18 protein-coding genes are annotated in these 23,349 nt (G+C 68.8%); 11 read left to right on the forward strand and 7 right to left on the reverse strand.

All coding sequences use genetic code 11. The features are described 5' to 3' along the window. Positions 1-4,954: tetratricopeptide repeat protein (locus D7V97_RS17810; protein ID WP_120611844.1), on the forward strand; the 4,954-nt coding region annotated here is incomplete at its 5' end. A gap of 12 nt (positions 4,955-4,966) precedes the next feature. Here the strand turns inward: D7V97_RS17810 and D7V97_RS17815 are convergent. Next, positions 4,967-5,704 (reverse strand): molybdopterin-binding protein, encoded by a 738-nt coding sequence (locus D7V97_RS17815; protein WP_120611845.1) that lies wholly within the window; start codon positions 5,702-5,704, stop codon positions 4,967-4,969. Positions 5,705-5,958: 254 nt separating this feature from the next. On the opposite strand from D7V97_RS17815, the gene D7V97_RS17820 reads away from it, so the two are divergent. Then, complete coding sequence (locus D7V97_RS17820; RefSeq protein ID WP_120611846.1) at positions 5,959-7,116, forward strand: acyl-CoA dehydrogenase family protein; 1,158 nt, start codon at positions 5,959-5,961, stop codon at positions 7,114-7,116. On the opposite strand, the gene D7V97_RS17825 is transcribed toward D7V97_RS17820, so the two are convergent. The 4 genes from D7V97_RS17825 to D7V97_RS17840 are packed head-to-tail and all read right to left on the reverse strand — an operon-like array spanning position 7,111 to position 12,500. Further along, the gene (locus D7V97_RS17825; protein ID WP_158623386.1) at positions 7,111-8,040 is read right to left on the reverse strand and encodes an NADPH:quinone oxidoreductase family protein; all 930 of its coding nucleotides are present in this window, start codon (positions 8,038-8,040) and stop codon (positions 7,111-7,113) included. The two genes, D7V97_RS17820 and D7V97_RS17825, sit on opposite strands and share 6 nt — an antisense overlap. Before the next feature lie 58 nt (positions 8,041-8,098). After that, on the reverse strand, positions 8,099-9,046 hold the full coding sequence (locus D7V97_RS17830; protein WP_147444850.1) for an aldo/keto reductase: 948 nt from the start codon (positions 9,044-9,046) through the stop codon (positions 8,099-8,101). After that, positions 9,043-9,564 (reverse strand): YiiD C-terminal domain-containing protein, encoded by a 522-nt coding sequence (locus D7V97_RS17835; protein ID WP_120611849.1) that lies wholly within the window; start codon positions 9,562-9,564, stop codon positions 9,043-9,045. The genes D7V97_RS17830 and D7V97_RS17835 overlap by 4 nt, the downstream gene beginning before the upstream one ends. After that, the gene (locus tag D7V97_RS17840; RefSeq protein ID WP_147444851.1) at positions 9,561-12,500 is read right to left on the reverse strand and encodes a polyketide synthase; all 2,940 of its coding nucleotides are present in this window, start codon (positions 12,498-12,500) and stop codon (positions 9,561-9,563) included. Before D7V97_RS17840 ends, D7V97_RS17835 begins: the two co-directional genes overlap by 4 nt. A 107-nt stretch (positions 12,501-12,607) precedes the next feature. Here D7V97_RS17840 and D7V97_RS17845 point away from each other — a divergent pair, with 107 nt between their 5' ends. The 9 genes from D7V97_RS17845 to D7V97_RS44675 all read left to right on the forward strand — a co-directional run bounded on the left by D7V97_RS17845 (position 12,608) and on the right by D7V97_RS44675 (position 20,993). Continuing rightward, positions 12,608-13,522, forward strand: coding sequence for a hypothetical protein (locus tag D7V97_RS17845; RefSeq protein WP_120611851.1), 915 nt, complete (start codon positions 12,608-12,610; stop codon positions 13,520-13,522). A gap of 8 nt (positions 13,523-13,530) precedes the next feature. Further along, on the forward strand, positions 13,531-14,442 hold the full coding sequence (locus D7V97_RS17850) for an alpha/beta hydrolase (RefSeq protein ID WP_120611852.1): 912 nt from the start codon (positions 13,531-13,533) through the stop codon (positions 14,440-14,442). Beyond that, entirely contained in the window at positions 14,439-15,668 is a 1,230-nt protein-coding gene (locus D7V97_RS17855) for an aminotransferase class I/II-fold pyridoxal phosphate-dependent enzyme (protein WP_120611853.1), read from the forward strand. The genes D7V97_RS17850 and D7V97_RS17855 overlap by 4 nt, the downstream gene beginning before the upstream one ends. Before the next feature lie 17 nt (positions 15,669-15,685). Beyond that, a complete protein-coding gene (locus tag D7V97_RS17860) occupies positions 15,686-16,615 on the forward strand; it encodes an ornithine cyclodeaminase family protein (RefSeq protein ID WP_120611854.1) in 930 nt (309 codons plus the stop codon). 15 nt (positions 16,616-16,630) lie between these two features. Beyond that, positions 16,631-17,581: an isopenicillin N synthase family oxygenase gene (locus D7V97_RS17865; protein ID WP_120611855.1), complete on the forward strand. Its 951-nt coding sequence runs from the start codon at positions 16,631-16,633 to the stop codon at positions 17,579-17,581. A 145-nt stretch (positions 17,582-17,726) separates the two neighbouring features. After that, positions 17,727-18,971 carry a hypothetical protein gene (locus tag D7V97_RS17870; protein WP_158623389.1) on the forward strand — a complete coding sequence of 415 codons (1,245 nt, stop codon included), beginning with the start codon at positions 17,727-17,729 and terminating at the stop codon, positions 18,969-18,971. A gap of 23 nt (positions 18,972-18,994) precedes the next feature. Further along, on the forward strand, positions 18,995-20,176 hold the full coding sequence (locus D7V97_RS17875) for an ATP-grasp domain-containing protein (RefSeq protein WP_120611857.1): 1,182 nt from the start codon (positions 18,995-18,997) through the stop codon (positions 20,174-20,176). 34 nt (positions 20,177-20,210) lie between these two features. Further along, positions 20,211-20,810 (forward strand): hypothetical protein, encoded by a 600-nt coding sequence (locus D7V97_RS17880; RefSeq protein WP_120611858.1) that lies wholly within the window; start codon positions 20,211-20,213, stop codon positions 20,808-20,810. A gap of 27 nt (positions 20,811-20,837) precedes the next feature. Further along, positions 20,838-20,993 carry a hypothetical protein gene (locus tag D7V97_RS44675; RefSeq protein ID WP_158623390.1) on the forward strand — a complete coding sequence of 52 codons (156 nt, stop codon included), beginning with the start codon at positions 20,838-20,840 and terminating at the stop codon, positions 20,991-20,993. A 94-nt stretch (positions 20,994-21,087) separates the two neighbouring features. Here D7V97_RS44675 and D7V97_RS17885 read toward each other — a convergent pair whose 3' ends face one another. Together D7V97_RS17885 and D7V97_RS17890 are read right to left on the reverse strand one after the other, a co-directional pair. Beyond that, positions 21,088-22,326, reverse strand: coding sequence for a PKD domain-containing protein (locus D7V97_RS17885; RefSeq protein ID WP_233582919.1), 1,239 nt, complete (start codon positions 22,324-22,326; stop codon positions 21,088-21,090). Between the two features lie 14 nt (positions 22,327-22,340). Continuing rightward, positions 22,341-23,144, reverse strand: coding sequence for a hypothetical protein (locus D7V97_RS17890; RefSeq protein ID WP_120611859.1), 804 nt, complete (start codon positions 23,142-23,144; stop codon positions 22,341-22,343). Positions 23,145-23,349 lie beyond the last annotated feature (205 nt).

Here is a 23,349-nt window from a genome sequence, read left to right on the forward strand (position 1 = left end):
CCCCGCCCCCCAGGCCAGCGCCGAGGACGATGCCCGCGAGCGCATCGCTTCCATGGAGCGCGAGGCCAAGGCGCTCGCCACCACCGAACCCCAGACGGCCGCCCTCCTCTTCCACGAGGTGGGCCTGCTCTGGGAAGAGCCGCTCAAGAACCCTCGCAACGCCGCCGTCGCGTTCCAGAACGCCTACAAGCTGGCGCCTCGCTTCCTCGCCAACATCCGCGCCGCCCGTCGCCTCTTCGCCGACGTCGGCAACTGGCAGATGGTCGTCCAGCTCATCGACGCGGAGCTCATCGCCTCCGAGGACCCTCGCCAGCAGGCCTCCCTCCTCTTCGAGAAGGGCTCCATCCTCGAGGAGCGCCTGTCCCGCGACAACGACGCCGCGGATGCCCTGCGCCAGGCCCTGGACCGCAAGCCCACCGACATCACCCTCCTCACCCAGCTCGAGTCCGTCTACGCCTCGCGCAATGACGCCGGCGCCCTGGTGGAGATCTACCAGCTGCTCGCCGCCGCGGTCGTTCCGCCGGGCCTGCGCGCGCACTACCTCACCGCCGCGGGCATGCTCCTGGAGGAGCGTCTCAAGAACAAGGACGCCGCCGCCGTCTGCTTCCGCGAGGCGTTCGCGCTGGATCGCTCCGACCCGCTGCTCCAGGCCGCCGTCAAGCGCATCGCCGAGCGCGAGGGCCGCACCGACGAGCTGCTCGCCGCCCTCCTCGCCGAGGCCGAGGGCCAGGGCTCCCAGGCCGCTCCCGCCTACCTCCACATCGCCAAGGTCCATGACCGCCTGGGCCGCAAGGACGACGCCCTCTCCGCGCTGCTCGCCGCGCGGCGCGTGAGCCCGCATGAGCCGCTCGTCCTCTCCGCGCTCGCCGGCATCTACGAGACACAAGGGCGCTTCGAGGAGCTGGCCGACGTGCTGCTCGCGTGGGTGGGCTCCATCAACGACGAGAGCGAGCTCGTCGCCATCAACATGCGCCTCGCCGCGCTGTACGAGGACGACCTCAAGCGCGATCAGGAGGCCGCCGCGCGCTACCAGGCCATCCTCGCGCGCATCCCCAGCCACGCCGCCGCGCTCGCGGGCCTGGGCAAGCTGTCCTACCGGATGCAGAACTGGGAAGGCCTCGTCGTCGTCTTCGACGCGGAGGTCACCGCCGCCGAGGACGCCAAGGGCAAGGCCGCGCGCATGTACAAGGCGGCCGAGATCCTGGAAGAGCGCCTGGGCCGCCCCGAGGACGCCATCGCGCGCTACAACGCGTGCCTCCAGCTCCAGCCGGGCTACCTCCCCGCGCAGAAGGCCCTCACCCGCCTCTACGAGCGCCAGGGCCGCTTCGCGGAGCTCGTGTCGATGTTCGAGCAGGACCTGCTCCAGACCAACGACCGCGACCAGCTGATCACCACCCTCAACAAGATGGCGGTCATCTACGAGGACCGCCTGGGGGACCTGGACCACGCCATCGAGTGCATGAAGCGCATCCTCGATCTCGCGTCGGATCACCTGCCCACGCTGCGCAACCTGGCCCGCCTCTACGAGCGCGCCGGACGCCACCGCGAGCTCCTGGAGACCAACGACCTGGAGGCGTCGTTCGCCGGCGACACCAAGCAGGTGCTGTCGCTCCTGCACCGCAACGCCGAGATCCTCGATGAGCACCTGAAGGATCGCGCGGGCGCCATCAGCGCCTACGAGCGCGTGCTCGCGCTGTCGCCCTCGTACCTGCCCGCGCTCAAGGCCCTGGGCCGGCTGTACGCGCAGGACGGCCGCTGGGAGAAGCTCATCGATATGTACCGGGCGGAGTCGGAGATCTCCTCCTCCACCGACCAGGCCGCCGCGCTCATCTACAAGATTGGCGAGCTGTACGAGCACCGCCTCAAGCAGGAGAACGAGGCGCTCGCGTCGTACCAGGAGGCGCTGATGCTGGCGCCCAGCTACTTCCCGGCGCTGCGCGCGCTCGCCCGCATCCACCGGGCCCACGGCGCGTGGGAGAACCTGGTGGAGGTGCTGCGCGCGGACGCCGCCAACCGCACCGACCCGATGGAGCGCGCCAATGCGCTGTATCAGGCCGCCGCCATCTGGGAGGACCAGCTCGCCCGTCCGGAGCTGGCCATCGACGGCTACCAGGAAGTGCTGCGCCTGACGCCGGGCCACGCCGCCACGCTGCGCGCGCTGGAGCGCCTGTACGTCGCGCAGGACAACGTGAAGGAGCTGGTCGCCATCCTCGACCGCGAGACGCAGGTGGGCCAGACGCCGTCCGCGAAGGTCACCGCGTACCTGAAGCTCGCGCGGCTGTACCTGGACCGCTTCCAGGAGCCCTCGCGCGCGGCGCAGTGCTGCGAATCCGTGCTGGCCCTGGAGCCGGGCAACTTCTCCGCGCTCACCCTGCTGGAGCGCATCCGCGTGTCGGACCGCCCGCGCCGCGCCGAATTGCGCAGCCGCATCGCCGACCGCGTGACGGACGCGCGCCTGTCCAGCGCCCTGCGCCTGCTGGCCGCGGCGGATCAGGAGAAGGGCCCGCCCACCGAGCGCACCCTGGACGTGTACCAGCGCGCCTTCGACGAGGACCCCAGCGATGCGCGCCTCGCCCTCAGCCTGGAGCGCGTGCTGCGCCAGACGGGCGACACCGCGGGCCTGTCGCGCATGTACGGCATGCGGCTGGCCGTGACGACGGACGCCACCGAGGCTCTGGAGCTGCTGCTGCGCGCGGCGGAGCTGGCCGAAGGCAAGAGCGCCGACCTGGAGCAGGCCGCCGCCCTCTACCGGCAGGCGCTGGAGCTCCAGTCGCAGTGCCTCCCCGCGCTCCAGGGCGCGCGCCGCGTGGCCCTGCGCCGCTCCGACTTCGCCACCGCCCGCACCATGCTGGAGACCGAGGCGAAGGCGAGCCGCGACCCCAAGGGCGCCATCGAGTGCTTCGTCGCCGCCGCGAAGCTCGCGGTGCACAAGCTGAATGATCCGGACGGCGGCGCGGCCCTGTACCGGCTGGCCCTGGAGCGCGATCCGCTGCACCCGGGCGCGGCCACCGGCCTGGAGGAGCTGCTCGCGCAGCGCGGCGGGTCCTCCGACCTCGCGGCCCTGCACGAGCGGCGCGCGGAGGCGCGGCTGGCGCAGCGTGACGCGGAGGCAGCGGCGGCGGCGTACGTCACCGCGGCCCGGCTGCACAACGTGGCGCTGGGTGACCGCAACCGTGCGCTCGCGGTGCTGGAGAAGGCCCTCGCGGCCCGGCCCGGCTTCCCGGACGCGCTGGAGACGCGCGGCCTCTTGCTCCTCGAAGCGCAGCAATACGCCGAGGCGGCGGTGATGCTCAGCCAGCGCGTGCAGCAGGGCGGCGATCCTCGCGTGCTCGCGCAGCACCACCTGACGCTGGGCTCGCTGTACCAGACGCACCTCAACGACCCGAACCGCGCGGCCTCGCACCTGCAGACGGCGCTGACCACCCTGCCCCGCCACCCGGAGGCGCTGGAGCGGCTGGCCACGGTGTACGCGCAGGGCCGCAACTTCGGCGGCGCGGTGGACTGCCTGCGCAAGCTGCTGGATCAGGACCTGCCCACCGACGCGCGGGCGCGCTTCACGGTGGAGCTGGCGCGCATCCACGACGAAGGCCTGGGTGACGCGGCCTCCGCGACGGCGCTGTACCGCAAGGCGCTGGAGCTGACGCCGGGCGAGCCCGCGCTGGTGGACCGGCTGGTGGTCCTCTACGAGCGGGCCCGCAACCTGCCGGAGCTGGCGCAGATGCTGGACGCCCAGGCGGCGGCCACGGCGTCATCGGACGTCAAGCGCGCCGCGTCCCTGCGCATGCGCGTGGCGAGCCTCTACGCGGGCCCCCTGTCGGAGCCTGCCCGCGCGACCGCCATCTACCGCCAGGTCGTCGAACAGGATCCGCTCAACAGCCAGGCCCGCGCCGCGCTGGCGGAGCTGTACGGCCGCGACACCAACAGCTACCCGCTGGCCATCGAGGAGCACCGGCAGCTGTTGCGCCAGGACCCCACGCGCGTGGACAGCCTGCACGCCCTCTTCAAGCTGTGGGACGCCCAGAAGCAGGCGGACAAGGCCTTCGCCGTGTCCGCGGTGCTGACGTTCATGCGCGCCACCAACGAGGTGGAGCAGTCGTACTACTCGGAGGGCCGCGCCCGGCAGCCGCAGGAGCCTCGCGAGGCGCTGACCCCGTCGGACGTGGACTCCGTGCTGATGCACCCTGCCGCGCGGGGCGCGATGACGGAGCTGCTGCGCGCGATTGGCGACCAGCTCAGCAAGGTGTACCCGCCGCAGTTCGAAATGCTCGGCGTCAACCCGAAGACGGACAAGCTCAAGCCGGACTCGGCCGTGTTCAAGGCCGTGCGCGCGGTGGCACAGACCTTCGGCGTGGAGGAGTTCGAGGTCTACCTCGCCCGCCGCGGGCTGATGCAGCCGGAGACGACGGAGCCCCTGTCGCTCTGCGTGGGCCAGGACGTGGTGCGCCGCTTCAACGCCCGTGAGCAGAAGTTCCTCATCGGCAAGGCGGTGCTGGGCCTGCTCAACAAGACGGCCGTGCTCTCCAAGCTGTCCCAGGGCGAGACGGCGGACCTGTTCGGCAATGCCGTCCGCATCCATGTGTCTCAGTTCAACGGCCTGGGCCGGCGCAACGACGACGTGAGCAAGCAGCTCAAGAAGGCCTTCTCGCGCAAGGCCCTCAAGGCCTCCGAGGTCCCCGCGCAGATGCTGTCCGAGCAGCCGAAGCTCGACGTGGGCACGGTGGTGGACGCGCTCGGCTACTCCGCCGACCGCGCGGGCCTGCTCGTGTGCGGAGACCCGTCAGTGGCCCTCACCATGGTGCTGCGCGAGGATCCGAACATCGCGGCCAACCGTCAGGAGGGCACCGAGCCCGTCCTCCAGGCGGTGCGCGAGCGCGCGGACCTGCGTGCGCTGCTCACCTGGCTGCTCACCGACGACTTCTTCCGCCTGCGTCAGCGGATGGGCCTGTCGCTGTAGCCCTTCGGAAAGCTACTCCCGGCGGACCAGCGCGTCCGTCGGGAGTGCAGTGAGGAGGCGGCCCACGGCGTCATCCACGTGGGCACGCTCCGCGGCTTCGACGGTCACCTTCACGCGGTAGTCCAGGGCCGTGTCGAACACCGGGTACGAGCCGATGGCCACGTGGGGCATGTCCAGCGCCACGCGGTCCAGCACCGCGGCCAGGGCGCTCTCTCCCAGGTTGAAGAACAGGTTGACCAGATGCACCGGCGTGCCGCTCAACCGCGCCAGCACCGTCTCCAATTGCAGCCGGAAGAGCTGCGGGACGCCCGGGAGCAGGTAGATGTCGTCCACGGTCAGCACCGGGAACCACATCCCCGGCTGGGCCAGCAGCACCGCCCCCTCCGGCGCGTCCGCCAGCCGCAGGCCCTCCGCCGTCACCGGCGTGTTGCCCGCGCGGGCGTGGATCGCGGAGACCATCTCCGGCAGGCGCACCACGGAGCGGCCCAGGGCGAGCGCCACCGCGCGCACCGTGACGTCATCGTGGGTGGGCCCGATGCCACCGCTGGTGAAGACGTAGCGGGCCCGCCGCCGGGCGCGTGCCACCGCGTCCACGATGGCGTCCACGTCGTCCAGGATGGTCTCCACCGAGCGCAGCGGGATGCCCAGCTCCCGCAGGCGCTGGATGAGGTGGGGTCCGTTCTCGTCCTTCACCTTCGCGGTGAGGACCTCGTTGCCGATGATGATCGCCGCCGCGCCGGTGCGCTCCATGGAGCGGCGGACTCTAGCCCATCGGGGCCGTGCGGATGGAAGCGCCGAAGCCCCCGCGTTCATGACCCGATGCGTAGGCCACACACCATTGCGCCCTGGAAGCGCTTGACGAAGCTCCCGGGACAGGCCCGTGAAGGCCCCGCCCCGGTGAATAGTCTTTCAGCTCGGACAGGTCATTCCCTCTCAGGTTTCATGGGTGCGGGGGACCTGCCAGCCGCTCCCAACTCGCAATGCAATGCATGAAGATGGAAGCCATGAATGCCCAAGACGACACCCGGGAGGCGATCCGGTCGTCCGTGCGCGCCATCTGCGCCCGGTTCCCTCCGACGTACTGGCGGACCCTCGACTCGCAGCGCGAATACCCACACGCCTTCGTCAATGCCCTGACGGAAGCCGGGCTGCTGGCCGCGCTCATTCCCACGGAGTATGGCGGGGCGGGCCTGGGATTGCTGGAGGCGGCGACCGTGCTCGGGGAGATCAATCACTTCGGCGGTAACGCCTCCGCCTGTCATGCCCAGATGTATGTGATGAGTGTGCTGTTGCGCCATGGCTCGGAGGAGCAGAAGAACCGCTTCCTCCCGGAGATCGCCGCTGGCCGGCTGCGTCTCCAGGCGTTCGCCGTCACGGAACCGAACTCGGGTTCGGACACCACCGCCATCGAGACGACCGCGGTGCGCTCCGGCGACCGGTACGTCGTGAACGGCCAGAAGATCTTCATCTCGCGGGTGCTCCAGTCCGACCTGATGCTGCTGCTCGCTCGGACGACGCCCCGGGCGGCGGTGCAGAAGAAGACGGAGGGCATCAGCCTGTTCCTGATCGACCTGCGGAAGACGAAGGGGCTCGAGGTCCGGCCCATTCGCACCATGCTCAACCATGCAACGAACGCCCTCTTCTTCGAGGACGTCGAAGTGCCGGCCGACCAGCTCATTGGCGAAGAGGGCAAGGGGTTCTCCTACGTCCTGGACGGGATGAATGCGGAGCGGGTGCTCGTCGCGGCCGAGGCGATTGGCGACGGGCGGTGGTTCATCGAGAAGGCCGTGGCCTATGCCAGGGAGCGCGTCGTCTTCGGCAAGCCCATTGGCGCCAACCAGGGCGTGCAGTTCCCCATCGCGAAGGCCCACACGGCCATCACGGCCGCCTCGATGCTGACCGAGAACGCCGCGACGCTCTTCGATGCCCGGCAGTCCTGTGCCGCCGAAGCGAACATGGCGAAGTACCTGGCCGCCGAGGCCGCCTGGGAAGCCGCCAACGTCTGCATGGACACCTTCGGGGGCTACGGCTTCGCCGAGGAGTACGACGTGGAGCGCAAGTTCCGGGAGGTGCGCCTGTACATCAACGCACCGGTCAGTCGGAACATGGCGCTATCGTACATCGGTCAGCACCTGCTCGGGCTGCCCCGGTCCTTCTCATAGGCCGCCGTCACGAACGCAGACCACGAGCTTTCCGATGGCGCGCCGCTCCTCCAGGGCGCGCAGTCCCTCGGAGGTCCTGCTCAGCGGCAACCGCCCGGTGATGCGCGGGGAGACCTTGCCCTGCGCGTACCAGGTGAACAGCTGCTCCATCGTCTCTCGCAGGGCGGCCGGCTCGCGGTAGCGGAAGTAGCGCAGCGAGGAGCCGAGGACCGCGCGGTGCTTCACGAGGAGCCGGTGGGCCGGTATCTGGGGCACCTGGCCCGCCGCGAACCCGACGAGCACGTAGCGTCCCCCCCAGCCGAGCGTCGAGAGCGCTGGGTCGAAGAGCGGGCCTCCGACGGGATCGAAACAGACGTCCACGCTTGACGGTCCCGCCGCGCCCTGGACCTGCTCCTTCCAGTCGGGGTCATGGTGGCTGATGACGTGATCCGCGCCAGCTTCGCGCGCGGTGGCGAGCTTGTCCGTCGTCCCCGCGACCGCGATGACGGTCGCGCCCAGCGCCTTGCCCAACTGCACGGCCGCCAGGCCCACGCCTCCGCTGGCCCCGAGGACGAGCAGCGTCTGGGAGGGCATCAGGCGGGCGACCCGCTGCAGCGCCAACGCGGTGCTCACGTACGCGCTGGTCAGGGCCGCCGCGACTTCGAACGAGACACCGGCCGGAAGCAGGAACGTCTCTCGCGGCGCGGCCACGGCCTGTTCGGCGTAGCCCCCGTGCCACAGGATTGCCACGACCCGGTCGCCGGGCTGGAAGCCGGAGCCATCGGGAGCACTCGCAATCGTTCCCGCCGCCTCCAGCCCTGGGACGAAGGGCAACGGCGGTTTGGTTTGATAGGTGCCGCCAATCATGAGGAGGTCGGCGAAGTTCACGCTGCATGCGTGCACGTCGATCTTCACCTCTCCGTCTCCCGGAACGGGTTCCGGCATGTCCTCAAGGGTCAGCTGCCCGGGTCCACCCCAGGTCCGGCAAACGATTGCGCGCATGTTATTGGCCCGGAGAAGAGAGGGTCCGCCACAGCCCGTCGTTCACGGGCAGGTCCAAGGCCTGGGTCACGAGTTGCTCCAACTGGTCGGGGCTGCGCGCGCCCACGAGCACCGACGTCACGAAGGGGCAGTGCAGCAGCCACCAGGTCGCGAGCCCTGCGGGTGAAAGCGAGTGGGCGGCGGCCTGGAGCTTCAATTGCTCGACGCGCAAGGCGTTCTCCGGGCTCCAGGCCTTGGCATAGAGGTCCTGGCGCTGCCCGATGCGCGTGTCCTCTGGAATGGAGCCTGAGAGGCTGTACTTGCCGCTCAGCAGGCCACCGGCCAGGGGAGAGTACGGGGTGTATTGAAGCCCCAGCTTCCGGCAGGCCTCCAACACGCCGTTGTGCTCGTCGTCCCGTTCGAGCAGGTTGAAGCGATTCTGGACCCAACCGAACCCCGGGATTCTTCCAATGCCGGCAGCGCTCCAAAGCTCGCTCGCGGACACGTTGGATAGGCCGAACTGACGAACCTTCCCCAGCTTGACCAGGGTTTGGAAGGTCCCGAGCACTTCGTCCCACGGTGTGGCGGGATCCGGCACGTGCGACAGGTAGAGATCAAGCGTGTCGACGCGAAGACGGGCCAGCGTGCGCTCCACCTCCTCGAAGACATGCTTCCGGCCAAGGCCACCGCGAATCCCGACCTTGGACGAGAGGAGAACCCTGTCCCGCATCGCCGGGCCCCGCGAGGCCAGCCAGGAACCGATGAAGGACTCGCTGGCTCCGTCCGCGTACGTGCCCGCCGTGTCGATGAGGTTGATCCCCAGCGCCACGGCACGATCCAGGAGCGCGTGCGCTTCGGCCTCGGTCTCGCCCTTCCCCACCAGCTTCCGTGAGCTTCCAATGCCTCCGAAGTTCGCCGCGCCGAGCGCGAACACAGAGACCTCAAGGCCACCGAGCCTGCGGTAGATCATGTCCGCCACTCCTCGGGAAAGGGCAGCCGCAGGTCGCCTTCTCCAGCACCGGCCGAAGCCGGTATCCCGATCAGGGTGTAGTGCGCCGTGTACGTCGCGGCGGGCTCCCCCTCATCGATGAGGACGTGCGACGTGGCCGAGAGCCGCTCCTTGCCTCCGCGCCGCAGGGCTTCGACCTCCAGGACGGGCAACGAGTCGCACCGCGCCCGGTAGTCCCCTGTGATGGGACGGTGGAGGGCGAACTCGCAGCGCCGCAGGAGGATCTGCACGGCGAGCCTCTCCGACCAGGCCTTCCGCACGAGCAGCAGCCACGGCGCGAGCCCGGCAGCGGTGAAGACCCCGGGACCGAAGGCCGTGCCCCGGTGGTTAAGCGAGGGGCCGAGCGGCGCCGCGAGCACGATTTGCTGGGGCTCGAACTCCGCGAAGGTGATCCCGAGGAACTTCGTCATCGGGATCTGCTCATGAAGCCCTCGTGCAAGCGAAGCCAGGACCTCCGTGGGGTCCGCGAGCGCTCTCATGAGCCCAGTTCCAAGGCATCCGGGCCCGCTTCGAGCACGACGTGATAATGCGTCCCGCCCGCCCCCGCCGCGTTGAGGCCTGCGAAGCGCGCCTCCTTCAACTCCTGGGGCTCGGTGATGACACGGAGGTTCTCCTGTGTGCCGACGAGCGGGCTCCTCACGCCCACCGTCGCAGGGGCCTTCTTCGTGCTCAGCATGAAGAGGGCCTTCATCAGACTCGCGGCGCCCGCCGCGGCCCCGGTGTGCCCGATGTTGGGCATGACGGCGCCAATGGGGAGCGGCTTGGCCCGCGCGGCGGCCAGCGTGCGTCCGAGCGCGGCGGTCTCCGCGACGTCACTGGCGAGGTGTCCGCTGCCGAAGCATTCGACGAACGCGAGGTCGTCCGCCGACACGTCACACCGCGAGTAGGCGCGTCGGATGGCCAGGCTCATCGCAGTCTCGGAGACGAGGCCGCGGTCTGGAAGCGGTGCGAAGGCGCTGCCAATGGAACGGATGATCCCGTGGATCCGCTCGCCGCGTGCCTTCGCATCCGACAACCGCCGCAGCAGGCACACCGTGGCGCCCTCCCCGGGCAGATACCCGTCGGCGGAAGCGTCGAGCGCGGTCGGTGCATCCCGCCGTGACAGGTGCCCCATCGCGCACTCGTCGGCGTAGCGCGTGAACCCGAGGCGCATGTCCGCCGTCGCCCAGAAGGCCGCGTCCACCTCCCGGGCCCCGAGACGGCTGCACGCGACTTCGAGGCCTCCGATGGAAGACGCGGCGGCTCCGGCTTCGATGGCGCAGGTGGGCCCAGTCAGGTCGAAGGCGCGGGCGATCCGCGCCGCCATGAAGCTGGGGGATAGGTTGAACAGGCTGCCTGCCCACAGCTCGGGCAGGTCGCCCGAGAGTCGCTTCATCGCCGCACGCAGCGTGCGCGCCACCCCCTTGGGATCCCTGCCCGTCCCCCGCAACGCGCGCAGCAGCTGTTCCTCAAGCTCCGGCAGCCGCGCTGCCGCGACCTGGCGCAGCCCGTACTCGCTGCAGTGCTCCGCGGACACGACCACGGAGACGTTGCTCCCTGGCTCGATGGGCACCTTCGACGCCGCGATCCGTGCCAGGTCCACGAGCAGGTAATGGAGGGGGTCGTAGCGCAGGATGTCGGAAGGCCGCTCCGCGTACTGGCTGGCGTTGTCGGCGAAGCGCTCCGGGTCCAGCTCCAGCGGCGCCCCGTAATCGGAGTAGAGCTCGGCGCGCGCGGACTGTGACAACCCCTGGTCGAGCGAGAGCCGCCGGAAGGACCGCTGCCCCTGGAGGAGGTTCCGCCACAGCGTGGAGAGTCCAGGAGCGCCCGCGAACGCGCCGGCCACGCCCACGATGGCGATGGGCTCGTCACTCCTCGCGTGGCCTCGGGGCTGGTTTCGGAGCAGGGTCTTGATCCGTGCTGGCGAAGGCCGGTCCTCCACCACCGCGTGATAGTTCTGTCCGCCACTCGCGATGGCGCTCACGCCTCCAATGCGTGGCGTTTCACCCGCCGGCCAGGGACGGGCGGTCTTGTCGAGTTCGATGAGTCCCCCCGGCGCGATCAACGCTCCATCCTTGTCATCACGGAGCGGGCCCGGGATGCGACCCTCCTCGAACATGGAGAGGAGCGCTACGAGGTTCGCCAACCCTGACGCCTCCTTGGCATGTCCGACGTTCCCCTTGATCGACAGCACGGGCACGGGAGACCGCGGCTGCCCGGCCTCACCGTGCATCCTCAACGCACCATTGAAGACCTTCGTCTCCACCGCATCACCGGCGCGGGTGCCCGTTCCGTGCGAGAGCAGCACTCCCAGCTCGGATGGAGAGACACCGGCGTGCTCGACGGCCCGCTGGATTGCGACCTGGTGCCCGCGCGGGTTCGGAACGAGCATGTACCCTTCGGTCGCGCCATCGTTGCCGCCGCCGACTCCGCGGATCACGCCATGGACCGGCAGGCCCTCCTTCTGGGCCCGCTCCAGGGTCGTGAGCACCAGCATGACCACACTGTCGGAGATGACCGTGCCCGTGCCCTTCCTGGCGAAGGGGAAGCAGCCCTCGGCCGACAGCAGGCGCGCGTTCGAGTAGAGGACTTGATTGACGGTGTCGACATACGACAGCGCGCCCGCGAGCGCCCACGGTGCACCGCTCGCGAGCTCCCGTGCGGCGAGCTCCACCGCGATGAGCCCCCCGGTGCAGTTGCCATCGACGATCAGCGCCTTCTCCGTGGTGCCCAGGTCCTCCGCGATCCCACTGGCCAGCCGGTGGATGGCCCGCTCGCGTGGGTCGGCGACGAAGCGGGGACCGAACGCGTCCCGCAGCTCGCGGCGCACCTTCTCCGCGACGTTCAACAGCTCCTGGGGGGTGAACTCGCCGGGGTGCGCGCCATGGACGAGGTACGGCTGGAGCCGACCCGCCAGGGCGAGGACCGCGGCGTCGTAGAGCCCGTGGCCGCCACCGCGTGAGTGCGCCAGGAAGACCGGTACAGGCTGCCCGCTGAGCGAGCCAGGAGGCAGCCGCGCCGACGCGAGCGCGCGGTGGACCGCGTCCAACACCCAGCGCTGCGCGAGCCCGGGTCGACCCGCCGGGTCTTCCGGGCGCGCGTCGTCTTCGATGACGCCGCCCAGCGCCGTGTACAGCTTCGCGGACCCCACCGTCGCAGCGGGATCCAGGTACGTCGCAGGAGGAATGCGATCCGCGGGCCAGACGCCATACGTCGTCTTCCCGCGCTGAAGAACATCGGACAGCTCATGGAGTGAACGAGCACCAGGAAGCGCAAATGCAAAACCAGTGATCGCTATCGGGGCAGCACGAACCCAAGGTGATTGCAGCATTGCAATGATCGTAGGGACCTGCCCTGGCAATAGCCATAACCAGACGAGTGAAGCCAGCAGTGCCCAATCCTTCGCACGCGAGGGGTTGCGCGCGCCGCACCCCATGGACCACCTGGGGAAGTCGTTCCCCAGGCCGACAATCAAATGCTACCGTGTCTGCGAATGTATAGATTGTTTCTCAAGTCATTCATCCCTTCAGACCTGGACAATCCATGAAAAAGATCGATCCGAGCCGCATCAAGGATTCGCTCATCGACGTCTCGACCTTCCCGGCGGACTTGAGCCAAGGCGACTCCGCTCCCCCGAACCGCGCGCTGGTGGATGCCATCATCGAGGCCGTCGAGAAGAAGAACGGCTTCGCGGTGGTCCACGGTGCGAACAAGCTGCTCGCGGCGCAGAAGCTCGACATCCACACCGACGCCGGGGCGGAGCTGGCCCGCAACTACCTGGAAGGCGTCTTCCGCGCCGCCGCGCCGCGCTTCGACCTGGCGAAGTACAGCCCGGTGGAGGTCCCCTACGACCGCGTCGTCAAGATGGACGTGGACGGGTACAACAAGAACAAGAGCTTCACGCCGAACAACGACCACACCGAGAGCCGCGAGTTCGTGACGACGAAGTGCATCCACTTCGACGCGGCGACGCCGTTCATCGCCAACCTCTACGGCCCCAACCAGAACATCAGCGGCGGGCTGCCGATGATCTGCGACACGCGCCGGTTCTGTCAGGACAAGGGCATCGACCCGAAGTCTCTCATCGAGAACATCCCCAACAACTACAACGTCGCGCTCAAGCAGGAGTTCTACGAGGAGGTCCTGAACGACTACTCGTTCGCGCTGAAGCTCGACCTGGAGAACGACGTCGTCATGATCGTCCTGCACAACGAGGTGGTGGGCGGCGTGGCCCACGCGGCGACCCAGCCCATGCGGCCCGACGCCACGAAGGGAGCCCGCCGGCCCATCCGCCATGTCGAGTACCAGGTGGCGGGCGCCGATGACCTCAAGCGCTGGTACGACTTCTATGGCCTCACGCTCTCCAAGGCGGACGACCACAAGGAGGACCCCAGCGTCTCGCGCTACCTCCGAGGCGAGCTCAACACGTTCCCGCACGTCATCGACGTCCTGGCCTGAGGCGCGACATGACGACACGAGAGAACGCCGCGCGGAATGCCGCGGAGATGAAGGAGCTGCTCGCGTACCTGGATGCCCGGCCCTGGCCGGACGACTTCAAGGAAGCGCGGGTGCACTATGACGCGCTCGGGACGCCCCTCGCGTCCGACATCGGGGTGGCGCCGCTCAACCTCAATGGGGTCGGCGCCCAGGTGCTCACCCCTCCTGAGTACGATGCGGACCGGGCCCTGCTGTACCTGCACGGCGGCGGGTTCGTCTTCGGCTCGCTGAAGAGTCACGCCGGCATGGTCGGCGAGGTGGCCCGGGCCGCGCGTTGCCGCGTGCTCCAACTCGACTACCGCCGGGCCCCCGAGCACCCCTACCCGGCCGCCGTGGAGGACGCCACCGCCGCATATCAGTGGCTGTTGGGACAGGGGTTCGCGCCTGAGCGCATCACCATCGCGGGCGACTCCGCGGGCGGTGGGCTGGTGCTCGCGATGCTGGTCGAGGCCAGGGTGCGGGGGCTTCCGCTCGCGGGGGCCGCGGTGAGCATCTCGCCGCTGGTCGACATGGAGCCCACGGGCGAGAGCTACCGGACGCGCGAACACATGGACCCGCTCGTGCAGCGCAAGGTGGTGGACCAGGTCATCCGGCTGTACCTCAACGGGAAGAACCTCCGGCACCCGACCGCCGCGCCCATCCACGCGGACCTCACCGGCTTCCCGCCGCTGCTCATCCAGGTGGGCGAGCGGGAGATCCTCTTCAGCGACTCCGAGGCGCTCGCGAAGAAGGCGCGGGCCTCCGGCGTGGACGTCACGTTGGAGGAGTGGCCCGACATGGTGCACGTCTGGCACCTGCACCACCCGCGGCTTTCGAGCGGGCGTGAAGCCATTGCCCGCATTGGACAGTTCGTGATCGAGAAGACAGGAGCCCGCCCGTGACGACTCACACCGACCCCGTCATCGGTCCCCATGCGCACCGCAACAACCAGAAGATGGTCCCGGCGAGCGAGAGCGCCTGGCGGGTGGCGCAGGACGCCAACATGCTCGGCATCCGTGTCGAGTTCAACGGCAGCCAGAACCGGCTGCGCGAGGTCGACACCGGGCACGAGTTCGTCAACCTGTGCTCGTGCTCCTACCTGGGGTTGAACAGCCACCCGGACGTCATCCAGGGCGGCATCGACGCGCTCCGGAGCGAGGGCGTCACCGGGCTGTCGATGGCCGAGTTCCGCATCCGGCTGGGCTTGATGGAGGAGCTGGAGCTGCAGCTCGCGGACCTGTTCGGCGGGCCCGTGCTCCCCGCGGTCACGTCCAGCGCGCTCACGGCGGCGATATTGCCGATGCTCGGCTCGGGCCATTTGACGGACAGCGAGCCGTTGGTGATGGTGTTCGACAAGTTCGCGCACTTCTCCATGGCGTTCGTGAAGCCCATCGTCGCCGACGAGACGCTGGTGCTGAACAGCCCGCACAACGACATGAACTACCTGGAGGATGTCTGTCGCAAGTACCCGCGCGTGGCGTACGTGTGCGACGGCGTCTACTCCGTGGGCGGGGTGACGAACCTCGAAGCGCTGCGGACGCTCCAGGAGAAGTACGGGCTGTTCCTGTACATCGATGACTCCCACTCGCTCTCCACGCAGGGCAAGCATGGCGAGGGGTACATCCGCTCGCGGCTTCCCTCGCTGAATGATCGGACGCTGATCATCGCCTCCACCGCCAAGGCGTTCGGCAGCACGGGCGGCATCGCGATGCTCGGCTCGCGCAAGCACTACGACTTCCTCTACCGGACGGGCCCGATGGGGTGGTCGCAGAGCCTGCGCACGGCTGCGATTGGCACTTCGCTGGGCAGCATCAAGGTGCACCGCAGCCCCGAGCTGGGGAAGCGCCAGGAACAGCTCCGGAAGAACATCGCGCTGTTCGATGAGCACATCCAGACGGCGCAGCGGGGCGACGGACTCCACATCAAGGTCGTGGAGGTCGGCGAACAGGACAAGGCCGTCAAGCTCTCGCGCGAGCTGTACCGGCGGGGCTTCTACTGCTCGGCGGTCTTCTTCCCCATCGTGCCCGTCGGCCGCGCCGGCATCCGACTCATGCTGCGCGGCGACCTGCCCACGGAGACGGTCCAGTCGTTCATCGACAACCTGAAGCAAGTCCTCGCCACGCTGTAGGCGAGAGGGCCCGCGCGATGACCCCGTTCTACTCACACAGCGTCGTCGCCGCGCGCGGCAACCTCCTACGGCTCGTGCGGGAGCTGGAATCAGCCCTCACGGAGGGCCTGCATGAGCGCATGCAGGTCCCCCTGCGCGAGGTGGTCTCCAGGGAGCAGCCCCGCGCCGCGTTCCTGTCGATGCCAGCGGTGTCGGAGCACTTCGGCCTCTACCTCAACAAGGTGGCGACGATCTTCGAGCGGTCCGCCACCGACCCGCTGCCCACCGTGAACGCCGTGGTCACCGCGTTCTCGACCCGCACGGGCGAGCTGCTCGCGATGCTCGACGGCGCGGCGGTGACGAACCTCAAGTGCGCCGCGGTGTCGGCGCTGGTAACGGACCGCTGTGCGCGCGCGGATGCCCGGGTGCTGGCAATCGCCGGGACGGGCGTGCAGGCGCGGCAGCAGGCGGTGTCGGTCTGCGCGGTCCGTCCCATCCAGGAGATGCGGCTCTGGGCGCGGAATGCGTCCCGGTGCGCCGCGTTCGCATCGGAGCTGCGCGAGTCCCTGGGCCAGGACGTGCGGATCATCACGTGCGACACCCTGGATGAAGCAGTCCGGACCGCGGACGTCATCGGCACCGCGACGGCATCGAAGTCTCCGCTGGGCCGCTTCGCGGACCTGTCCCCCACCGTGCACCTCAACTGCATGGGCGGGCACACGACGGAAGCGCGGGAGGTGCCGCTCGAGCTGCTGCGCACGTCGACACTCATCGTGGAGGACCTGGCGACCGCCGTGGCCGAGGCGGGGCCGGTCCATGCGAGCGCCCTCTCCCTGGGCCAGTTGGTCCGGACGGAGCGCGAAACCCTGCGGGCGGGCCGCACCATCTTCAGCTCCACGGGCCACGCGTTCCTCGACGTCATCACGACCGCGCATCTGCTGCGCGAGCTCGAACACCACCGGGATTGAAGGAGGAGAAGAGAGATGACCGAGCTACCCCGAATCGATTTGACGTCCGCGACGCCGGGCTCCGAAGCGGAGCGCCGGGTGGCGTTCGAGATTGACCGTGCGTGCAAGGAGGTGGGCTTCTTCACCCTGAGCGGGCATGGCATCGCCCCCTCCACTTTCGAGGATGCCTACGCGACCTCGCGCGCCTTCTTCGGCCTGCCGTTCGAGGTGAAGGACCGGTGCAGGCTCCAGTCCGGCTTCACCATGGCCGCGGACGACTACACGCCCTACGGCTACAGCGGCATGCTGGAGGAGAATGCCTTCGCGTACACGGGCAAGAAGGGGCTCCCCAGCGACTACGTGGAGAAGTTCAGCGTGGGCCGCCGCATCGACGACGATGGCGCGCCCCTGCCCTTCAGCCCGGACGTCACGGGCCGGCAACTCCGCGCGGCGCTGAAGGCGTACTTCCGGGAGTGCGAGGCGTTGACGGCCCGGCTCACCGAACTGTTCAGCATCGCCCTGGACCTGCCCCGGGACTTCTTCGCGAAGAAGACCTCCGCGTCCAATGACTCGCTCCGCTCCCTGCTCTATCCGCAGCTCAGCAGCGAGCTGGTCAATGACCAGGGCATGGGCGAGCACACGGACGGGACGCTGTTGACCATGCTCGCGCAGACCGGGCCCGGCATCCAGGTCAGGGACCGGAGCGGGACCTGGATCACGCCCAGGCTGGCCGCGCGTGACCACTTGATCGTCAACATCGGCGACCTGATGGCCCGGTGGTCCAATGACGAATACGTCTCCACGCCCCACCGCGTCGTGCTGTCCGGCGACGAGCGACAGTCCATCGCGTTCTTCAAGCTCGCCAACGATGACGCGTTGATCGAGTGCTTCCCCAAGTTCTGCAAGGAGACGCCGGCGAAGTACGAGCCCGTCGTCTACAAGGCCTTCTCCCTGCAGAAGATGAACGCGCTCTTCGGTGTTGCGTGATGTATCCTGCTCACTTCCCCAGACACCCTTTGCGCAGCCCCTCCCGCCCATGATCGGTGCATTCAACGAAGAGTTCTTCGCTGCCCTCGAAGAAGGACGGGACCCGGCCAGGGAAGCGGTGGCGCACGCGAACGCCGAGGCCCTGATGCGAGGGCTTGGCTCGACGATGTTCGAGAAGCGCCAGCTCGCGCATCCGCTCCTGTTCGACGCGGCGGAGTTCGCCGAGCTGGGACGCGCGTGCAGCGCCCTGCTCTCCGCGCAGTTGAAGATCATCCAGCACCTGCTCGCGACGCGCTCCAAGGAGAGCGTGCTCGACCTGTTCCGGATGCCGAAGCGGCTCGCCGCGTTCATCCACTGGGACAACCTGAAGCACGGTGACGCGACGGTGGGCCGGATGGACATCGTCCCGACGCGCGACGGGTACTCCTTCTGCGAGTTCAACATCTTCCCCGGCGTGGGCGGCGGCGAGGCGTACGAGGGGGCGAACGCATACCTCGAGGCGCTGGGGTATCCCCAGGCGGGGCTGACGGGCAGCGCGCTCCGGGACCTCGCCGGGCTGTACGCCGCGGAGTGCAGGAAGCGGGACCTGCGCCGGGTCGTGATCCTCGACTCCACCGCGCACGGGCAGCTGGGCTATCCACGCCAGGAGTTGCTGAAGCGCTACCTCGAGGCGGCAAACCCGGGCCTGACCGTGGAACTGCTCGACGAAGCGCGGTATCCCAAGGCGTGGCTGAGCCGTGGCGAAGGCGAGAAGACCCTTGTGCACCGCATGTTCACGCACGAGGAGGTCACCGACGACTTCGCGTTCGTGGAGAAGCTGTGGGACAGCGGCGCGGTGCTGACCAACGGCTTCGAACCGGAGCTGCGGATGAGCAAGCGGTTCCTCGCGCTGCTGTGGGAGCCGGGGTTCCAGGCGCTGTTCGGCGCAGAGGAGGTCGCCGCCATCCGGAAATACCTTCCGCACGCCTTCTCTTTGTCCGAGGACACCCTCACGGCCGCGCTGCGTGACAAGGGCGAGCTCGTCTTCAAGTGGGACGGCGGCGCGTCCTATGGCGGGAGCGGCGTGTTGATGGGCGTGGACTGGCCCGCGGACGTGCTGGAGCAGAAGCTGCGCGAGGCGGGCCTCGACCGTTGGATCTGCCAGCGCGGAGTGGAAGCAGAGACCGTCGCGCTGCGCGCGGTCGAGGACGCGACGCCCGTGGAGTACCGGCTGGTGCTCGGGCTGTATTCCTATGGCGGCAAGCCCAACGGGTTCCTGGTGCGAGGCAGCCGCACCTCCAAGGTCGTGAACATCTCCAGCGGAGGCAAGCTGGGTTGGGCCTTCGTCGTCTCCGAGGCCGGACGCCGCGACTTCATCCGTCACGCGCGGAGCCGGCGAACCTCACCGTGAAATCACCAGGGAGCCCCTGAACCATGGCGTCAGACATCATCCTCCTGGGCGCGAGGCCCTTCATCTGTGAGCGGGCGTGGCAGCTGGGTGCCAGGCCGTTCGTCATCCAGCACCCGGAGCGCTCGGAGGACGCCGTCAACCGGCAGTCGGACCGGGTGCTCCTCATGAGCTACGAGGATCCAGCGCTGATCCCGATGCTGGCGGCCTCGCACGCGATCACCCCGTTCGTGAGCGCGGTCAGCATCGCCGAGGAAGCGCTCATTCCCTGCGCGAGGATCAACCAGGCGCTGGGGCTGCCGGGGACTCCGCTGGACCTGGTGGAGAAGACGCGCGACAAGCAGGCGATGCGGCGGGTGCTGGACGCGGGTGGCTTCTCGCCCGTGCAGTGGGCCGCGGTGAAGATGCCCGGCGATGCCGCGGCGTTCGCCGAGCGGAGGGGCTACCCTTTCATCCTGAAGCCCGTGGATGGCGTGGGCAGCATCGACGTGCGGCTGGTCCGCTCCGCGAGGGACCTGGAGGGCGTGCTCGACGGCAAGTCGTCGTGGATCGCCGAAGAGTACCTGGACGGCCCCGAGTACTCCGTGGAGGCCTTCTCGTTCGCGGGGCGCCACGTCATCCTCGGCATCAACGTGGAGACGAAGAATTCGGACCCCACCGGCAGCGAGTTCCTGGAGGTGGCCCACCAGGTCCCGGCGCCGATGAGCCCGGACCGCGACCGCGAGGTGCGAGCCTTCATTCGCGGCTTCCTGGATGTGCTGGGCATCAAGGATGGCCCTTCGCACACGGAGCTGAAGTTCACCTCGCGTGGCCCGAGGATCGTGGAAACCCATACACGGCTGGGCGGGGATCGGCTGTGGGACCTGGTGCGGCTGACGACCGGGTACGACCTGCTGGACATGACGCTCCAGTGGGCCATGGGGACGCTGAAGCCCCTGGAGGCCGACCCCGTTCCTCGGGGCGGCGCGGCCATCCAGTACTTCACCCCGCCGCCCGGCAAGCTCAAGCGCCTGCATGGCATGCACGCGCTGAAGAGGATCCCGGGCGTGGTGGACATCTCGCTCGTGGTCGACGTGGGGACCACCATCCGTCCGGCCATGAAGTCCGAGGACCGTGCGGGCTATGTGCTGGCCTATGCCGACACGGTCCAGCAGGCGCAGGCGATCTGCAGGGAAGTCACCCAGCGGCTCGTGTTCGAGACCGCCTGAGCAGACTTCGCGCGGGATTGGATAGACTGGCAGGATGACCGCTCGTCTCCTGCTACTGCCCTTCGTGCTGTTGCCCCTGCTTGCCTCGGCGAAGGAGCCGAAGCCTCGCACCTACGACATCATCATCCTCGGAGGTGGGAAGACGGAGGCCGAGGCGCAGGCCCCGTTGGAGGCCCTCAAGAAGCAGGTGCTCTGGGTGAAGCTGACCGAGGGGAGCTGGCACTACCCCCGGGTGGAGAAGTCCGACGACTACCCCGGCCTCAACAAGGGGTTGTACATCGCAGTGCTCGGGCTCTGTGCCCGTGATGGCGACACGAATGCCAAGGCACTCGTGAAGGCGGTGAAGGCCCTGGCGCCGGGCACCTATTCCAAGAGCATCAAGGGCGCGTATGGCGACCCGTGCCCGCCCACCGGCGCGTTCACTCCGCCGAGCGCCGAGGAGAAGGTGCACCTGGACCGCATCGCGAAGGAGCCGAAGTCCGCAGCCGCCTACTTCGCGTATGCCGTGGCGCTCAAGGAAGAGGGACGCCTGGGGGAGGCGAGCATCATCGTCGACGAGGCGACGAAGCTCGACCCGAAATACCCGGGGGCGCTGGAGCTGGCCCAGACGCTCATGGTGCTGCTGACGGACTGAGATTTACGCCTTTGCAGCATCGTGCTCGTGGCCAACATCACGGCCGACCTCAAGAAGACCTTCGGAAAGCGCGCGGGCCCGTTCGGTCACGACGCGCCGAAGCTCGATGACGACACCTGGGAGGCCGTCGACAAAGCGGCGCCGCTCCTCGACAAGCGCTTCGCGGCGTGGCTTGCGAAGTAGGCTGGCGCTCAGCCCCGGTCCAGGTGCACCGTGAGCACGGGGCAGGTGATCGAGTCGCTCTCCCCTCCCGCATTGGCCCAGGGGGCCTCATGACCTACTTCGGCGGGGGACGTTCCGAAGGGGACGCGCGCTGGGGCTCGGCCTTGTAGGAGGCCCAGGACAGGGACACCTCCTGGCCCTTCGCATCACGCCCATGGAGGAAGTCGATGACCTGCTTCACGTCCGGCCGCACGTCGGACGGAAGCACGGTGACGTGGCCCCGGAAGCCTCCACGGCCCAGGTCCTGCTCCACGGTGATGACCTCGCGCCAGCCGCTTGTGCGAACGTCCACCTGGTCGTCCCATGTCACGGTGAGTCGCTCCACACGCTCCCATGTGACGTCGCTGCCCTCGGGCACGTCGACCTGGACCTGACTCCTCCAGCCTTCGCTTGCGGCGCGGCCGGTCACCCGCTCGACCTTCAGGATTGCCCCGGGTGGCGCATCGGAAGGCGGCTGCGCGCGGACCTGCACGAACGTCGTCACGGTCTGCTCCCCTTCCGCGCCTCGGGCGGACAACGACACCGTGAAGCTGCGCACGTCCGGCTCGCCGGGTGCCTGCGCGGCATAGGCATGCGTGGCACCGGGCTCCGTCGTCACGGTGGAGCTCCCATCGCCGAAGTCCCACCTGTACGTGGTCGCTGGCTTCGGTGACACCGCCCGGAAGGAGAAGGCTTCGTTGCCCCGCTGGGAGACTTCGACGCGAAGCGCATGGGCCTGTCCCTCATCCGGACCGCATGTGCGCACGTCGATGCTGACGACCTGCTCGGCCAGCACGCCGACGCGCCGGCCGCCCAGGTCCTTGCAGAGCTGGAAGCGCACGAAGTACCGCCCCGCCGTGGCCGGTGCACGCCACGGGAGCCGGGCGCCGGGTTGCAGCTCCGCGCCCGTCTCCGAACCCGGCCACACCCAGCGCGAGACCATGCCCGGCTCGGCCTCCCCTCCCGTGCGAGCCGACAGCGTCAGCAGTTCGCCCGTGCACACCCACGGACGGTCCGCATCGATGCCCTCGATGCGGGCGCTCGATGACACCTCCACCCGCTCCTCGTTCAGCGCGGCGGAGAGGGCTGCTCCCGTCGCGGCGGGCGGAACAACGTCGGGAGCCAGGGGCCGCAGCCGCGCACGCACGGCGGGGGCTGGAGTCACCTCCGCCACGCGTTCGGGCGCTGGCGTGACGGTGGGCCGCAGCGACGACTCACCGTCCCTGAGCAGCACCCACGCGATGGCGACGCTCAGCAGGACGCCACTGGCCAGCAGGAGCCTGCGTCCACGACCTCCAGGGCCCACGGAAGACATGCGAGTCGCGAGCGTCAGAAGCCGAAGTCGTTCAAGTGGCGCCGGTAGCCCTGGGAGTTGGGCCGGTACCACTGATCATCCCAGCCCGTGAACTCCACGTCGTCGAGCAGGCGTTCCGTCTTGCCATTGAGGACGACCGGGTTGATCAACTGCACCGCCGTGGAGCCCACGTTGCGAGAGGCCAGCTTGTTCGTCGTGGTGTCGAGATACTGGGCCGTGGTGCGGCTGCAGAAGTCCTGGGAGAAGCACCCACGGTCGCACGTGGCCAGGTTGTTGTAGGACGCGTGTTTGTCTTCGGCCATGTAGAGGACGGGCCACCCACGATAGCCATTGCGCGAGTCGCTCAGGTCGTACTCGAGCTGATCGAACGAGTACCAGGCAGACGACTCACACGAGCTCTTGCGGTGCGCGGACAGGTAGGCCGCGTCGAGATACCAGCGCCCTCCGGAGGCGTGCACCTCGAAGATCTGGAACTCGGGGTCGCCGTCGTGGCCGGTGGTGACGCCGGAGTCCTCGAAGAACGTGTCCATATAGAAGATGCGCACCGTGCGGGTGGCGAACGCCTCGCTCTTCACGGCGAAGTACGGCCGGCGGGCAGCGCCGCTCTCACCGCTATCGAACCAGAACAGCGGCATGAACCACTTCGCGAGCTGGTACTCGCAGTCGTCATTGAGCCCATCCCGGTCCGCGTCCGTGCCGGTGCCCCAACAGTTGTCGCCATACGGGATGACGGAGAGGCCATCCGCCCGGGCCGCCGGAGCCGCCAGCGCGAGGACCAGGCCCAATGACACGACGACGGTGCGGATACCGCTGTTCATGGAAGCGCTCCGGGGGTGGAGACGTCGAGGGAGGCCGGAGGATACCGCGCTCCGCCCCCTCCCTCCGAAATCCCCGGGAAATCATTTCTGGGACGGCGCGGCACGAGCACGGCTCTCCCTTCTGGAACCCCTCGCCCCCAACGTCGAAGCCAGGAGCACGGACATGAGAGCCATTGACGCCTTCCGGAGTGCCGCCACCCTCATC

Source organism: Corallococcus sp. CA053C, from assembly GCF_003611675.1.
Taxonomy (GTDB): Bacteria; Myxococcota; Myxococcia; order Myxococcales; family Myxococcaceae; genus Corallococcus.

Bases quoted from the DNA above. Each gene is read 5' to 3' on its own strand.
- D7V97_RS17815 (WP_120611845.1), bottom strand. From the start codon at position 5,704: ATGGAGCGCACCGGCGCGGCGGCGATCATCATCGGCAACGAGGTCCTC.
- D7V97_RS17820 (WP_120611846.1), top strand. From the start codon at position 5,959: ATGAATGCCCAAGACGACACCCGGGAGGCGATCCGGTCGTCCGTGCGC.
- D7V97_RS17825 (WP_158623386.1), bottom strand. From the start codon at position 8,040: ATGCCGGAACCCGTTCCGGGAGACGGAGAGGTGAAGATCGACGTGCAC.
- D7V97_RS17830 (WP_147444850.1), bottom strand. From the start codon at position 9,046: ATGATCTACCGCAGGCTCGGTGGCCTTGAGGTCTCTGTGTTCGCGCTC.
- D7V97_RS17835 (WP_120611849.1), bottom strand. From the start codon at position 9,564: ATGAGAGCGCTCGCGGACCCCACGGAGGTCCTGGCTTCGCTTGCACGA.
- D7V97_RS17840 (WP_147444851.1), bottom strand. From the start codon at position 12,500: ATGGGGTGCGGCGCGCGCAACCCCTCGCGTGCGAAGGATTGGGCACTG.
- D7V97_RS17845 (WP_120611851.1), top strand. From the start codon at position 12,608: ATGAAAAAGATCGATCCGAGCCGCATCAAGGATTCGCTCATCGACGTC.
- D7V97_RS17850 (WP_120611852.1), top strand. From the start codon at position 13,531: ATGACGACACGAGAGAACGCCGCGCGGAATGCCGCGGAGATGAAGGAG.
- D7V97_RS17860 (WP_120611854.1), top strand. From the start codon at position 15,686: ATGACCCCGTTCTACTCACACAGCGTCGTCGCCGCGCGCGGCAACCTC.
- D7V97_RS17865 (WP_120611855.1), top strand. From the start codon at position 16,631: ATGACCGAGCTACCCCGAATCGATTTGACGTCCGCGACGCCGGGCTCC.
- D7V97_RS17870 (WP_158623389.1), top strand. From the start codon at position 17,727: ATGCGAGGGCTTGGCTCGACGATGTTCGAGAAGCGCCAGCTCGCGCAT.
- D7V97_RS17875 (WP_120611857.1), top strand. From the start codon at position 18,995: ATGGCGTCAGACATCATCCTCCTGGGCGCGAGGCCCTTCATCTGTGAG.
- D7V97_RS17880 (WP_120611858.1), top strand. From the start codon at position 20,211: ATGACCGCTCGTCTCCTGCTACTGCCCTTCGTGCTGTTGCCCCTGCTT.
- D7V97_RS17885 (WP_233582919.1), bottom strand. From the start codon at position 22,326: ATGTCTTCCGTGGGCCCTGGAGGTCGTGGACGCAGGCTCCTGCTGGCC.
- D7V97_RS17890 (WP_120611859.1), bottom strand. From the start codon at position 23,144: ATGAACAGCGGTATCCGCACCGTCGTCGTGTCATTGGGCCTGGTCCTC.